Annotated in this window: 10 protein-coding genes; 3 read left to right on the top strand and 7 right to left on the bottom strand. The window is 67.6% G+C overall.

Annotated features, from left to right (window positions below):
- Positions 1-17 precede the first annotated feature (17 nt).
- From SFC76_RS10020 to SFC76_RS10010, 3 genes are read right to left on the bottom strand one after another with little or no spacing between them, the layout of a single operon-like run.
- Entirely contained in the window at positions 18-1469 is a 1452-nt protein-coding gene (locus SFC76_RS10020) for an efflux transporter outer membrane subunit (protein WP_322849331.1), read from the bottom strand.
- A 4-nt stretch (positions 1470-1473) separates the two neighbouring features.
- Entirely contained in the window at positions 1474-3048 is a 1575-nt protein-coding gene (locus SFC76_RS10015) for an MDR family MFS transporter (protein ID WP_322849330.1), read from the bottom strand.
- Positions 3045-4223, bottom strand: coding sequence for an HlyD family secretion protein (locus SFC76_RS10010; RefSeq protein ID WP_322849329.1), 1179 nt, complete (start codon positions 4221-4223; stop codon positions 3045-3047). Before SFC76_RS10010 ends, SFC76_RS10015 begins: the two co-directional genes overlap by 4 nt.
- Positions 4224-4308: 85 nt before the next feature.
- On the opposite strand from SFC76_RS10010, the gene SFC76_RS10005 reads away from it, so the two are divergent.
- Positions 4309-4752, top strand: a complete 444-nt coding sequence (locus SFC76_RS10005) for a MarR family winged helix-turn-helix transcriptional regulator (protein ID WP_322849328.1) — start codon at positions 4309-4311, stop codon at positions 4750-4752.
- A 455-nt stretch (positions 4753-5207) separates the two neighbouring features.
- Here the strand turns inward: SFC76_RS10005 and acs are convergent, their stop codons facing one another.
- Positions 5208-7145: an acetate--CoA ligase gene (gene acs, locus SFC76_RS10000; RefSeq protein WP_322849327.1), complete on the bottom strand. Its 1938-nt coding sequence runs from the start codon at positions 7143-7145 to the stop codon at positions 5208-5210.
- Positions 7146-7264: 119 nt separating this feature from the next.
- On the bottom strand, positions 7265-8092 hold the full coding sequence (locus SFC76_RS09995; protein ID WP_322849326.1) for an alpha/beta hydrolase: 828 nt from the start codon (positions 8090-8092) through the stop codon (positions 7265-7267).
- 179 nt (positions 8093-8271) lie between these two features.
- Here SFC76_RS09995 and SFC76_RS09990 point away from each other — a divergent pair, with 179 nt between their 5' ends.
- Positions 8272-10008, top strand: a complete 1737-nt coding sequence (locus tag SFC76_RS09990) for a DUF885 domain-containing protein (protein ID WP_322849325.1) — start codon at positions 8272-8274, stop codon at positions 10006-10008.
- Between the two features lie 32 nt (positions 10009-10040).
- Here SFC76_RS09990 and SFC76_RS09985 read toward each other — a convergent pair whose 3' ends face one another.
- Complete coding sequence (locus SFC76_RS09985; RefSeq protein ID WP_322849324.1) at positions 10041-11438, bottom strand: MFS transporter; 1398 nt, start codon at positions 11436-11438, stop codon at positions 10041-10043.
- A 98-nt stretch (positions 11439-11536) separates the two neighbouring features.
- Between SFC76_RS09985 and SFC76_RS09980 the strand changes: the two genes are divergently transcribed.
- The gene (locus SFC76_RS09980; protein WP_322849323.1) at positions 11537-13651 is read left to right on the top strand and encodes a prolyl oligopeptidase family serine peptidase; all 2115 of its coding nucleotides are present in this window, start codon (positions 11537-11539) and stop codon (positions 13649-13651) included.
- A gap of 46 nt (positions 13652-13697) precedes the next feature.
- Here SFC76_RS09980 and SFC76_RS09975 read toward each other — a convergent pair whose 3' ends face one another.
- Complete coding sequence (locus SFC76_RS09975) at positions 13698-14255, bottom strand: DUF4865 family protein (protein WP_322849465.1); 558 nt, start codon at positions 14253-14255, stop codon at positions 13698-13700.
- Positions 14256-14258: the final 3 nt, after the last annotated feature.

The raw sequence follows: 14258 nt of genomic DNA, 5'->3' as shown, positions 1-14258 counted from the left end.
ACATATTGCAAAGCGGATCAAGCCTCCGGCGACGCCGCGCCCCAGCCCAGCCCCAGTGCTTTCTGCAAGGCGATGAAGTCGCCGGTCAGGCCTGCGGTGCCCGCCGACAGATTCTGTTCGGCGGCCACCCGCTGCCGCTCGGCATCGAGCGTGTCGATCAACGTCGCGGTGCCGGCGCGGAAGCGTTGCTGCATCAGATCGGCGGCACGATCGGCGCTCGCCTTGCTGCGCAACAGGCTGGCGACCGTCTCGCGGCGATGGCCGAAGCGGGAGAGGGCATCCTCCGCATCCTTCAGCGCGCCGAGCACGGTGCCGCGATATTGTGCCGCGGCCTCGTCGCGCTGCCCCTCGGCCTGATTGATCCGCGCACGGTTGCGACCGAAGTCGAGGAAATTCCATTGCAGCATCGGCGCGGCGAGGCCGACCAGCTTGTCGGGGCTGATGTCGGAGAGCCTGGTCCCGCCGAGGCCGATCAGCCCGAGGATGTTGAGCCGCGGGAAACGCGCGGCATCGGCGACGCCGATCTGGGCGGTACGCTGCGCCAATTGGCGCTCGGCGGCGCGGATGTCGGGGCGGCGCTGGAGCAAGGCGGCGGGATCGCCGACCGCGACGGCGGCGGGCGGCAAGGGCACTGCTGAGACGGGGGTCAGTCGCGCATCGAGCGCCCCGGGCTCCTGTCCGGTCAGCACCGCCAGCGCATTGAGATAGCTTTCGAGATCGGCCTGAAGCGGCACGATCTGGCCGTTGGTCGCCTCGACCTGACCGCGCAGCCGCTCGACGTCGAGATCGGAGGCCGCACCCTGACCGAAACGCTGCTGGGTGAGCGTGAGCATCTGCTGCTGCATGCGCGCCGCCTCGCGCGACAAAGCGATGCGGCGCTGGACGTCGCGCAGATTGACATAGGCCTGGGCGACGTCGGCGGTGAGGCTGACCTGTGCATCGGCGACGTTCGCCTCCGCCGCCTCGGCCTGCGCGCGGGCGGCCTCGACCGAGCGGCGGCGGCCGCCGAACAGATCGACCTCCCAACTCGCGTCGAACCCGACGTTATAGACGTCGACCGCGCTGGCGCCATTGTCGCTGTTGCTGGACGCGCTACCGAAGTCGAAGCCGGGTATGCGCGCATGCAGATACGCCGCCGAGGCATTCGCGCTCGGCGCCTGATTGGCGCGCTCCAGCCGGAGCGAGGCACGTGCCTGCCGCAGGCGCGCCGTCGCCACCGCGATATTGGGATTGGCGGCGAGCGCCTGCGTTTCGAGCTGCGTAAGCAGCGGATCGTTCAACTGCGTCCACCACGCCGCGACACCCGGCGCGGCCGGCGAGGCGAGGGGACCGCCGCGTTTGAAACCCGCCGGTGCCGCGGTGTCGGCGAGCGTCCTGGGCGGGCCGGCATAGTTCGGGCCGACCGTACACGCGCCGAGCGCCAGGGCCGGGAGCAGCAGCAGGAAAGGGGAACGGAGAATTTGCATCATCGCCTCAATGCATCGCCACGGGGCCGCCCTGCGGCAGCGGACGGAGGAACAGGACGAGCGGCACGACGCAGCAGATGCCGACCGACAGGAGCCAGAACAGGTCGTTATAGGTCATCACGAGCGCCTCGCGCTGGATGGTGCCGCCGAGCGACTGGATCGCGGTGGCGGCACCGCCGAGCGACCGGCCGGTGGCGGCGAGATAATCCTGCAACGCGACCGAATTGGCGTTGAGCACCTCGTCGATCCGCCGGCTGTGCAGATAGCTGCGCTGGTCCTGCAGCGTGGCGATGCCGGCGAGCGCGAACGAGCCCCCGATGTTGCGCGCCGCGCTGAACAGGCCGGCCGCATCGCCGGCTTCCTCCGGCCGCACCGAGGCGATCGCCGCCTGGTTGAGGAAGACGAAGCCGAGGATCGTGCCGACGCCGCGCAGCAACTGCGAATCGGTGAAGGCGCTGCCGACCGATTCGGCGGTCAGCGTCGTGTCGAGATGGCAGCTCAGCGCCATCAGCAGCAGGCCGGAGGCGACCGCGATACGGATATCGAGACGGCGGATCATCAACGGCACCAGCGGCATCATCAACAGGCTGGGGATACCGCTGAGCAGCACCACCTTGCCCGATTGCAGCGCGTTATAGTCGGCGATCGCCGCGAGGAACTGCGGGATCACATAGCTGCTGCCGTACAGCACCATGCCGAGCACCAGACCCATGATCGCGACGCTGCCGAATTGGCGGTCGATCAGCAGGCGCAGTTTGACCACCGGCTTTTCGGCGATGAACTGACCCGCGAACAGCATCACCAATCCGAAGACGGTCAGCGCGGTCAACTTGATGATGAGCGCGGACTGGAACCATTGCTCGCGCTGCCCTTCCTCGAGCACGACGGTCAGCCCGCCGAGGCCGAGCGCCAGCCCGGCGATGCCGAGCCAGTCGGCCTTCAGCAATTCGCGAAGATGCGGCTTCTGGTGGGGCAAGCCGACGAGCAGCAGCACCAGAAGGACCGCGCCGACGGGCACGTTGAGGAAGAAGGCGTAATGCCAGCTCACATTCTCGGTTAGATAGCCGCCGATCAGCGGTCCCAGCACCGGCCCGAGGATCGCAGTGACGCCGAACAAGGCGGTGCCGATCGGCTGTTGCGAGCGCGGGAGCCGTGTCGCGATGATCGTCATCGCGGTCGGGATCAGCGCGCCGCCGGTGATGCCCTGGCCGGCGCGACCGATGATCATCATCGTCAGCGTCGTCGACAGGCCGCAGACCACCGAAAAGGCGGTGAACAGCATCGAGGCGATCAGCAGGAAGGTGCGCAGGCCGAGCACGCGCTCCAGCCAGGCGGACAGCGGAATGATGATGATCTCGGCGACGAGATAGGAGGTGGCGATCCACGTGCCTTCGGTGCCGCTCGCACCGATCTCGCCCTGAATCACCGGCAGCGCCGAATTGACGATCGAGATGTCGAGCGTCGCCATCAGCGCGCCGAGGCTGCCCGCCGCCACCGCCAGCCAGGCGGCGAGATCGGCGCGCTCGGGCGTGCCGGTCCGCGCCTGACCGGCCGGGGCCGTGCGGGCGGCAGCCGCGCTCATCGCCCCTGCCGCTCGTTATGCTGGTCCTGCTCGTCGCGGATGCGCTGCACGCTGCCCTTCGCCGAGCGGGTGTCGACCGTCACGTCCACCGACATGCCGGGAACGAGCAGCTTGCGCGTCTCCGGTCCGGCGTCGAGCGCGATGCGGACCGGCACGCGCTGGACGATCTTGGTGAAGTTGCCGGTGGCATTCTGGGGCGGCAGCAGCGAGAATTGTGCGCCGGTGCCCGGCGAGACGCTCTCGACGCGGCCGTGGATCTCCACGCCGGGGAGTGCGTCGACATCCAGCGTGACCGGCTGGCCGACCCGCATCAGGCCGAGCTGCGTTTCCTTGAAGTTCGCCTCGACGTAGATCTGCTGCACCGGAACGATCGACATCAGCCGGGTGCCGGCCTGCGCGAACTGGCCGATGCGCACTGTCTTGTCGCCGACCCGGCCATCGATGCTGGCGCGCAGGATCGTCGCGCCGACGTTGACCTTGGCCGCGGCGAGCTGCGCCCGGCTGGCCTCGCGTTGCGCGTTGGCTTGTTGGACCTGGGCATGCAATGTGCCGACGCGGCGGGTCGCGCTGGTCAGCGTTGCCTGTGCCGAGGCGACCTGCGCATCGGCCTGACGCGCCTGGTTCTGGAGCTGCGACAGTTTCTCGCGCGTCTCGGCACCCGAGGCGGCGAGCGGCTGGTAGCGGACGACCTCGGCATGCGCGAAGGCGGCATCGCTGCGCGCCGCGGCGAGATCCGAGCGCGCCTTGTCGATAGCGGCCTGCTGTTCGCGGATCTGCGCGCGCACGCCGTCGGCATTGGCGCGGGCGACGTCGATCTGCGCCTCCACCTGCGCCGCCTGCGCGTTGTAATCGCGCGCGTCGATCTGGACGAGCGGGGTGCCGGCCTTCACCTGCTGGTTGTCGGCGACGAAGACCTTGTCGACATAACCCGATACCTTGGGCGAGATCGTCACCGCATCCGCCTGGATATAGGCATCGTCGGTCCCTTGCATGAACTTGCCGACGCTCTGGTAGCGCACGTACCACAACACGCCGCCGATCACCGCAGCGGCGATGACGATCAGCAGGATGATGCGCACCCGCGGGTTCTTCAGCGGCGACGGCTTGGCCGGCGCCCGATCCGAATCACCCTGCGATTCGGCGCTATCATCCCGATTTTGCTCGTTTTCAGCCATCAGCTTCATCTTCTTGCTTCGATTTGACGCGGTGATGCTCGCACTTGCAGCATTGTGCAAGACCATTTAATGAGGGTCCTCACATATGTCCGATTGCGAACCCCTTGCCGCCGATCTGTTCCGGCTCTTCCTGCGTATGCAGCGGTTGATGAACCAGCGGATGGCGGAGCAGGGCGCGTCGCTGGCGCGGACCAAGCTGCTGCTGTTCCTCAACAAGCGCGGGCCGGCGCGGGCGGCTGATATCGCCGACTTCTTCGATTACGCACCGCGGACGGTGACCGAGGCGATCGACGGGCTCGAGCGCGACGGACTGGTGCTGCGTACCCCCGACGAGCGCGACCGGCGCGTCAAGCAGGTGTCGATCACCGACGAGGGGCGGCGGGTGATCGGCGAGACGGAGCCGCTGCGTCAGGAGCTGATCCGCGGCGTCTTCGGCGCGCTCGACGCGGCGGAGCGCGAGGTGCTTGCGGGGATGTTCGGCAAGATGTCCACGGCACTCGACGCGGAAGAGGCCCGCTCGCGCCGCTGACGCCTATTGCATCCGGATCGGCCTGTGTTAGCCTCTCCCTATCGCCGGAAGAGCGATGATGAGGAGAGGTGCTATGGACCGGTATCAGCCGACCTTGTGCCAATGCGGTTTCGGCATCCTGTGCTGCGCGAGCGGTGCGGCGCTGTCGATCTGCGCGGTGACGTTCGCCCTGCTGGGCTGAGCCGCCCGGCGGCCGGGCTGCGCGTCAGCAGCGGCGGCCGCCGTTGCGTGCGCTGCCGCCTTTCCCTTGCGGGCAGGGCTATTGCATATGGACGTGAGTGTGATCCCCTCGTGTTCCAAACCCACGCCGTCACCCCGGCCTTGCGCCGGGGTCCCGCTTCTTCGGACGGTGCGAAGAAGCGGGATGCCGGATCAAGTCCGGCATGACGGAATATGAATGCCGTCGCACCGCCCCAAATGGTCATATGCGACGGCTCTGCGCTTGCAGGGAGGCTTCAGGCTATGCGGTTCGCGACCAGGTCGTCGACCACCGCAGGGTCGGCCAGCGTCGAGGTGTCGCCCAGCGCGGTCACGTCGCCCTCGGCGATCTTGCGCAGGATGCGGCGCATGATCTTGCCCGAGCGGGTCTTCGGCAGGGCGGGCGCGAACTGGAGCTTGTCGGGGCTGGCGATCGGCCCGATCTCCTGCCGCACCCAAGCGACCAGCGCGCTGCGCAGCCCCTCGTCGCCGTCGCGCCCCGCATTGAGCGTGACATAGGCATAGATGCCCTGGCCCTTCACCTCGTGCGGCATGCCGACCACCGCCGCCTCGGCGACCGCCTCGTGCAGCACCAACGCGCTTTCGACCTCGGCGGTGCCCATGCGGTGGCCCGACACGTTGATGACGTCGTCGACCCGGCCGGTGATCCAATAATAGCCATCCGCATCGCGGCGGCAGCCGTCGCCGGTGAAATATTTGCCCTCGTAGGTGGTGAAATAGGTCTGGAAGAAGCGCTCGTCATCGCCCCAGACGCCGCGCATCTGGCCGGGCCAGCTCTGCGTGATGCAGAGGTTGCCCTGCGCCGGGCCGGTCAGCACAACGCCCTTGTCGTCGACGAGCTGCGGCACGACGCCGGGCAGCGGCTTCGACGCCGACCCGGGCTTCATCGGTATGGCGCCCGGCAGGGGCGCGATCATGATGCCGCCGGTCTCGGTCTGCCACCAGGCGTCGACGATCGGTGCGCGACCCTCGCCGACGACGTCGTGATACCAGCGCCACGCCTCCGGATTGATCGGCTCGCCGACCGAGCCGAGCAGCTTGAGCGACGACCTATCGGTCTTGCGGACGAAGTCGTCGCCCTCCTTCATCAGCGCGCGCAGCGCAGTCGGTGCGGTGAAAAGCGTGTGAACCTTGTGCCGGTCGACCACCTGCCAGATGCGGCTGGCGTCGGGCCAGGTCGGCAGCCCCTCGTACATCAGCGTCGTACCGCCGTTGGAAAGCGGGCCGTAGAGCAGATAGGTATGGCCGGTAACCCAGCCGATATCGGCGGCGCACCAGAAGACCTGCCCGTGCCTGTAGTCGAAGGCGATCTTGAAGGTGAAATCCGCCCAAAGCAGATAGCCGGCCGAGGTGTGCATCACGCCCTTCGGCTTGCCGGTCGAGCCGCTGGTGTACAGGATGAACAACGGGTCCTCCGCCGCCATCGTCTCCGCCGGGCAGTGGGTGCCGACCGTGGCGGCGGCGTCGTGATACCAGACGTCGCGCGGCCCCATCGCCACGTCGGCGCCGGTCGCCTTAACGACGATGACCGTCTCGAGCGTCGGCGCGCGGGCGGCGGCCTCGTCGACGCAGGCCTTGAGCTTGATCCTCTTGCCGCCGCGACGGCCCTCGTCGGCGGTGATGACGATCTTCGAGCCGCAATCCTCGATCCGGCCGGCGAGCGCGTCGGCGGAGAAGCCGCCGAACACCACCGAATGGATCGCGCCGATCCGCGCGCAGGCGAGTGCGGCATAGGCCGCCTCGGGGATCATCGGCATGTAGAGCGTGACGCGGTCGCCCTTGGCGACGCCATGCGCCTTCAGCACGTTGGCGAAGCGGCCGACCTCGTCGTGAAGCTGGCGATAGGTGATGCGGCGTGGTTCTTCGCCGGGCTCGTCGGGTTCCCAGATGATCGCGACGGTATCGCCATGTTTGGCGAGATGGCGGTCGATGCAATTCGCGGCGACGTTGAGTTCGCCATCGGCAAACCATTTGATGTGGAAGTCTGCCTTTGCGAACGACCAGTCGCCGGCGATCGTCGGTGTGGTGATCCAGTCGAGCCGCTTGGTCGCCTGATCGAGCCAGAAGCTGCCCGGGCTGCTTGTCGCGGCCTCGTAGAGGTCTTCGTATTTTCTGGGGTCGAGGCTGGCGTTGGTCCAGTCGCCGGTGATCGGGTAGATTTCAGGATCGGTCACGCAACGCATCCCCGCCATGATGATAACGCGGGCGCCGAACGGCGCCCGCGAGGGTGGATAATAGAGCGGCCGGCGGGATGCCAGCCGTTACCGCATAAGCCCGTTACCGCACAGGCCCGTTACCGCCCCAGAAAGGTCAGCAGATCGTTGGTCAGGCGATCGCCGTGCGTGGCGAACAGTCCGTGCGGCGCGCCGTCATATTCGACGAGCTGGCTGTTCGCGATGCCGAGCGAGGCGGGACGACCGGCGGCGTCGATCGGCACCGTCTGGTCCGACGTACCGTGGATGATCAGCGTCGGGACGTTGAACGACGCGAGGTCGGGCCGGAAGTCGGTATGGCCGAACGCCTCGGCGCAGGCGAGCGTCGGCTTGAGACCCGCCTGCATCGCGCTCGTCGTCGCCCAGTCGAGCACGTCGTCGCTGACCGGATGGTTGATCACGCCGACGCCGAAGAATTGCTTGAAGAAGGTGTCGCGGAAGAAATGGGCGCGATCCTTCTGGATGTTCTCCCCGATCTCGGCGAGTTTTTCCTCGGGCGTACCGTGCGGATTGTCCTCGGTCTTCAGCATGTACGGCACGACCGAGGCGACGAGCGCCGCGGCGATCACGCCTTTGCCGCCGTGGCGGCTCATGTAGCGCGCGACTTCGCCGCCGCCCATCGAGAAGCCGACCAGCGTCGCCTCGCTGTCGGCGCCGGTCGCGGCCATCACGTCGGCGAGATCGTCGGCGAGCGTGTCATAATCGTAGCCGTTCCATGGCTGGCCCGAACGGCCGAAGCCGCGACGATCGTAGGCGATGGCGCGGAAGCCGGCATCGGCGAGTGCCATCATCTGCGGGTCCCAGCTGTCGGACGACAGCGGCCAGCCGTGCAGCAGGATGACCGGGCGGCCCGATCCCCAATCCTTGACGTAGATGTCGGTGCCGTCGCGCGTTTTGACGTAGGGCATGAAAACGTCCTCTCGTGATGTCAGCGCGTTCAACGTGGCGCGCCACAGCGCGTTCCTCGCCCGCCCGGAGTCCCGCCCCGGCTGGCGCTCGGATTGGCGCCCGGATTGGCGCCCGGACTGGCATTTGCCCCGACCGGGTGCCAGCATCGCCGGCGACACACGAATCAGGGGATCAGGTTATGCGTAACTTCGTGGCGGCCTCGCTGCTCGCGCTCGCCGTGGCGGGCTGTTCGGGCGGTGCGCCCACGGCGGACAATGCGGGGGCGCCCGCCCGTCCGGCGCAGAGCAACGGCTTCGCCCAGTTCCGCGACGGCTTCGTCGAGGGCTGGTTCAAGCTCGATCCCGCCAATGCGGTGTATCAGGGGCGTCACGATTTCGACGGCCGACTGCCCGACTGGAGCACCGCCGGCCTGCAACGCCAATCCGCCTTCCTCCACCAGGCGATCGACCGGGCGCGCGCGTTCGGCAATGCCGACCTCAGCCCCGACGAACGGTTCGAGCGCGACTATCTGATCCGCGTGGCGGAGGGTAAGCTGTTCTGGCTCGACGACGCCGATCAGCCGCATAGCAACCCGGCTTATTATGTCGGCGGCGGGCTCGATCCCAATGTCTATATCGCGCGGCCCTATGCGGACGCGCCGACGCGGCTCAAGGCGCTGATCGCCTTCTTCGGTCGCGTGCCGGCGGCGACGCAGGCGATCCGCGCCAATCTCAAGACACCGATGCCGCGCTCGTTCATCGACTACGGTGTCGCCGGCTTCAACGGCTTCGCCGATTATTACGTCGGCGACGCGCGCAAGGCGTTCGCCGACGTCCGCGATCCCGATTTGCAGGCGCAACTCAAGACGTCGTCCGAGGCGGCGAGCAAGGCGGTACGCGCACTCGGCAGCTGGCTCGCGGCGCAGCGCGGCACCGCGACGGGCGATTTCGCGCTCGGCGCCGATCGCTTCCAGCGGATGGTGCGCGCCACCGAGGGCGTCGATACCTCGCTCGCGACATTGGAGGCGGCGGGCCGCGCCGATCTCAAGCGCAACCAGGATGCGCTAACCGCGGCGTGCAAGCAATTCGCGCCGGGCCAGACGATCCCCGCCTGTATCGACAAGATGAACGCCAACAAATCGGCGGATGGCCCGGTTGCTGAGGCACGCCGCCAGATCCCGACGCTGCGCGCCTTCGTCATCGCCAAGGACCTCGTCACCATCCCCGGCACGGAGGAAGCCAAGGTGGAGGAGAGCCCGCCGTACAATCGCCAGAACTCGGCCTATATCGACCCCGCCGGCCCGTATGAGAAGAACGTGCCGTCGGTCTATTATATCTCGCCGCCCGATCCGGCGTGGGACAAGACGACGCGCGACGCCTTCGTACCGGGCAGGAAGGATTTGCTGTTCACCTCGGTGCACGAGGTGATGCCGGGCCATTTCCTCCAGTTCCTCCACGCCAACCGCTCCAAGTCGATGTTCGGCCGCGTGTTCGTCGGCTATGCCTTCGCGGAGGGCTGGGCGCATTATGCCGAGGAGATGATGTGGGAAGCGGGCCTCGATAACGGCGATCCCGAGACGCATATCGGCCAGATCAGCAACGCATTGCTGCGCGACTGCCGCTTCCTGTCGGCGATCGGCATGCATGCGCGCGGGATGACGCAGGCGCAGAGCCTCACGATGTTCCGCGAGCAATGCTATCAGGACGAGGGCAATTCGCGCCAGCAGGCGGCGCGCGGCACGTACGACCCGGCCTATCTCAACTACACGCTCGGCAAGTTGATGATCCGCAAGCTGCGTGACGACTGGACCGCCACCCGCGGCGGCCGCAAGGCGTGGAAGGCGTTCCACGACCAGTTCCTGAGCTATGGCGGCCCGGCGATCCCGCTGGTGCGGCAGCGGATGATGGGCGAGGAAACCGCGCGGGCGGTGTTCTGACCCGACACTCGCTGGCGGGGGAGGAATGATCTCTAGCGCGACACCTGCGTTCCCGGCTGCTCGTCCTCCGCCTCGTCGCTCGACGGATTGCGGATTGACGGGCGTAGTCGGGCGAGGCTGCATAGCCCCGCGACCAGCGCCAGTCCCGCAGCGACCAGCGGCGGCGCCATCCCGGCACCGACGTTCATCGCGAGCAAGGCGGCGACCAATGTCGCGCCGGTCGTCTGCCCGACCAGCCGCACCGTGCCGACGAGGCCGCCCGCCGCGGCGGCGCGCTCGCGCGGGGCGGAGCCGATGATCAGCCGCGCATTGGGCGGCAGGAACAGCCCGAACCCCGAGCCGCACAGCGCCATCCGCCACGCGATGTCGAAATAGGCGGCGTCCGCCGGTAGCGTCGCGATCAGCAGCAGCGCCACGATCGACACCGCCATGCCGATGCCGCCGAGGATTCCCGCCGGCACCCGATCGGACAGCCAGCCGGCGAGCGGCGCGACGATCATGTTGGTCAGCGGCCACGGCGCGATCGCCGCGCCGACCTCCGCCGCGCTGAAGCCATAGCCGTGCTGGAGCCGGAAGGGCGTCGACAGCAGCAGCGTCATCGACGCGGTAAAGGCGGTATAGGCGCCGATCGCCGACAGCGCGATCACCGGCCGCGCGAGCAGGTCGATCGGCAGGATCGGCTTGGCCTCGCCGCGCTCGCGCCGCACGAAGATCCAGCCGATGCCCGCGCCCACCGCGACGATCGCCGCCGATACCACCGGACTGTCGCCATGCACCGCGCTCTCCGCGCCCGAGATGACGAGGCCGATCATGCTCGCGCACATCACCGCGCCGAGCACGTCGAATTTTTCGTCGCGCGGCTCGGGCGCGGGCAGCGCGCGGCCGAGCGCGAGGCTGAGCAGCGCGAACGGCACCGCGCTGGCGAACACCCACGGCCATGGTGCGATACCGAGCACCAGCCCGCCGATCGTCGGCGCGAGCGCGGCCGAGCTCGACACCACCACCGAGTTGATCCCGAGCCCGCGGCCCAATTGCTTGGCGGGATAGATCGAGCGGATCAGCGCCGACGACACGCTGAGCGCCGCCGCCGCGCCGAGCGCCTGCGCGGCGCGGACGACGAGCAGGAACGGCAGGCTCTTGGCGAAGAAGCAGAGCAGCGTCGCGACGGTGAAGACGAGCTGGCCGAACTGATAGGTGCGCTTGAGCCCGAATTTGTCGCCGAGCCCGGCAAATGGCAGGATCATCATCGCGAGGATGAGCTGATAGACGGTGACCACCGCCACCACCGCGCTGTTGCCGACGTGCAGGTCGCGCGCGATCGTCGGCAGCGCCACCGTCGCGATGCCGCCGTCGATGATGACCAGCGCGGTCCCCGCGGAGATCGCGCCGATCGCGACATAGCGGCGGGGCAGGGGCAGGCCATCGGTCATCACGGAAATCCCAAGCGCTCCGCCCCAGGATCACCGGCGGATTGCGCGCCAACGCTTCGCCCGGCTAGACCGGTCCACCCCAAGGAGAAACCGCCCCGATGATCCTTCGCACGCTGCTGATCGCCTCCACGATCCTTGCCGCCGCGCCCGCGCTCGCGCAAAGCAAGCCGATGACGAGCACGCCGACCACCGAAACCGACCCCTATATCTGGCTCGAGGACAAGGACGGCGCCAAGCCGCTCGCCTGGGTCGAGGCGGAGAACGCCAGGACGCTGCCGCGCCTGCAGAACGATCCACGCTACCGGACCTTCTATGCCGAGGCGCTGGCGATCGCATCCGCCAAGGATCGTATCCCGATGCCGAGCCAGCTCTATGGCCGCATCTACAATTTCTGGCGCGACGCCGATCATCCGCAGGGCATCTGGCGCTGGACGAGCGAGGCGGATTATGCCCGGCCGCAGCCGCAATGGACGACCGTCCTCGACCTCGATGCGCTGTCAAAAGCCGAGGGCAAGAAATGGGTATGGAAGGGCGCCTCGTGCCTGCATCCCGAGGAGCGGCTGTGCCTCGTCGCGCTGTCCGAGGGCGGCGAGGACGCGGTCAGCTATCGCGAATTCGATCTCGCCGCCGGCCAGTTCGTCGCCGGCGGCTTCGTGCTGCCCAAGTCGAAGCAGGGCGCGAGCTGGCTCGACAAGGACACGTTGCTGGTGAGCCGCGACTGGGGGCAGGGGACGCTGACCGCGTCGAGCTATCCCTTCGTCGTCAAGCTGGTGAAGCGCGGCCAGCCGCTCGACGCGGCGCAGGAGATCTTCCGCGGCCAGCCGACCGACCAGCTCGGCACCTATGCCGGCGTCATCACCGACGGGCAGGGCAACCGGCTCGTCGCGATCGAACGCCGCATCACCTTCTTCGGCGGCGAGACGCACGTCTGGACGCCGACGGGCACGAAGAAGCTCGACATCCCCGCACGCACCAGCCCGGTCGGCATGGTCGCGGGGCAGGTGCTGTTCCAGACCAGCGATCCCTGGGGTGCGGTGACCGCCGGCTCGATCGCCTCTGCACCGCTCGCCGAGGTGCAGGCCAATGCGATCCGTCCCGTCGTGCTGTTCGCGCCGACGCCGCGCCAATCGGTCGACGAGGTGGTGACGACCAGGGATCACGTCGTCCTGATCTACAACGACAATGTCCGCGGCCGCGCGTCGGTTTACACGCCGGGCAAGGCCGGCTGGACGGCGAAACCGATCGCGCTGCCCGACAATGTCTCGCTCGGGGTCGCCAGCGCCGACGACAAGAGCAATCACGGCTATCTCACCGTCACCGGCTTCCTGACGCCGACGACGCTGCTGCCGCTCGACGCGGCGACGGCGAGTGCGGCAAAGCCGGTCAAGACGCTGCCCGCCAAGTTCGACGCGAGCAACCTCGTCGTCGAACAGCATGAGGCGACCTCGACCGACGGCACCAAGGTGCCGTATTTCATCGTCCACAAGAAGGGCATCGCGCTCGACGGCATGACGCCGACGATCATGACCGCTTATGGCGGGTTCGAGCTGCCGATGCTGCCGGCCTATTCGGCGATCACCGGCAAATTGTGGCTCGAACGCGGTGGCAGCTATGTGCTCGCCAACATCCGCGGCGGCGGCGAGTTCGGCCCCAAATGGCACGACGCCGGCCGCAAGACCAAGCGGCAGGTGATCTACGACGATTTCGCCAGCGTCGCGAAGGACCTGTTCGCGCGCAAGCTGACCAACCCGCAAAAGCTCGGCATCTATGGCGGATCGAACGGCGGCCTGCTGATGGGCGTCGAGTTCAACCAGCATCCCGATCTGTGGAGGGCGGTGACGATCCAGGTGCCGCTGCTCGACATGCTGCGCTACGAGCAGATCGCCGCGGGTGCGTCATGGGTCGATGAATATGGCTCGGTGTCGGTGCCGGAGGAGAAGGCGTTCCTCGCGACGATCTCGCCGTACCAGAACATCCGGAAGGGCGTGGCCTATCCCGAACCCTATATCTGGACGACGACCAAGGACGACCGCGTCGGCCCGCAGCACGCGCGCAAGTTCGCCGCCCGCCTGAAGGAATATGGCCTGCCGTATCTGTTCTACGAGGATACCGCCGGCGGCCACTCGGGCGATGCCGACATCGAACAGGGCGCGCGGTTACAGGCGCTACAGATGACCTATTTCGCGCAGAAGCTGATCGGGCCGGCGAACTAGTTGGTGCACGCTTCCCCGGCATTCGGCTGGGGAAGTGTCGCAGCCGTCATCCCGCCGCGGGAAGCGACACGTGTCCGACGGCATAGACCTGCGTGTCCGCCCGTGGTGACGCTGGAGGAGCGGTCCAAAGGCAGAATCGGACTTGCGTCCAACCAGTCGGATCGAAACCAACGACGGTGGCGAGCGCGCCGTGCTGGACGGTCGATCGAGCGTCGGCACACGCGATGTCGCGTTGAGCTGCCAGATCGGAATAAGCGGTGATCGGCGTGATGCGTCGGCTGGCGTATCGCGCGTTTGCGAGATCCGGGCCTATCTCCACGTGCCAGACCATCCACGTCCGCACCATCGGCCAACCGAAGTCTCGGGTTAGCGTCGCGAAGCCCGGTCCGGACAGAAAACCGTCGATGCCTTCCGGAGCATCCCAAAGATAGAAGGGCGCGTAGAGATTTTCGGTGCTGGTGAAGCCGGCATCGTGTTCGCGCGCCGAGAGATAGGCCTTGAAGCGCAAGTGCGGAAAGCCGTCGAGCAGCGGTCCTTTCGTTCGAATCCTCTCGTCTATGATCGCCATGTCGTAATCGGCAGGCAGGACGAAACCGTATTGCATCGC

The organism is Sphingomonas sp. CD22 (assembly GCF_034556155.1).
GTDB lineage: Bacteria > Pseudomonadota > Alphaproteobacteria > Sphingomonadales > Sphingomonadaceae > Sphingomonas.
This window is presented reverse-complemented; position numbering and strand designations above follow the sequence as displayed.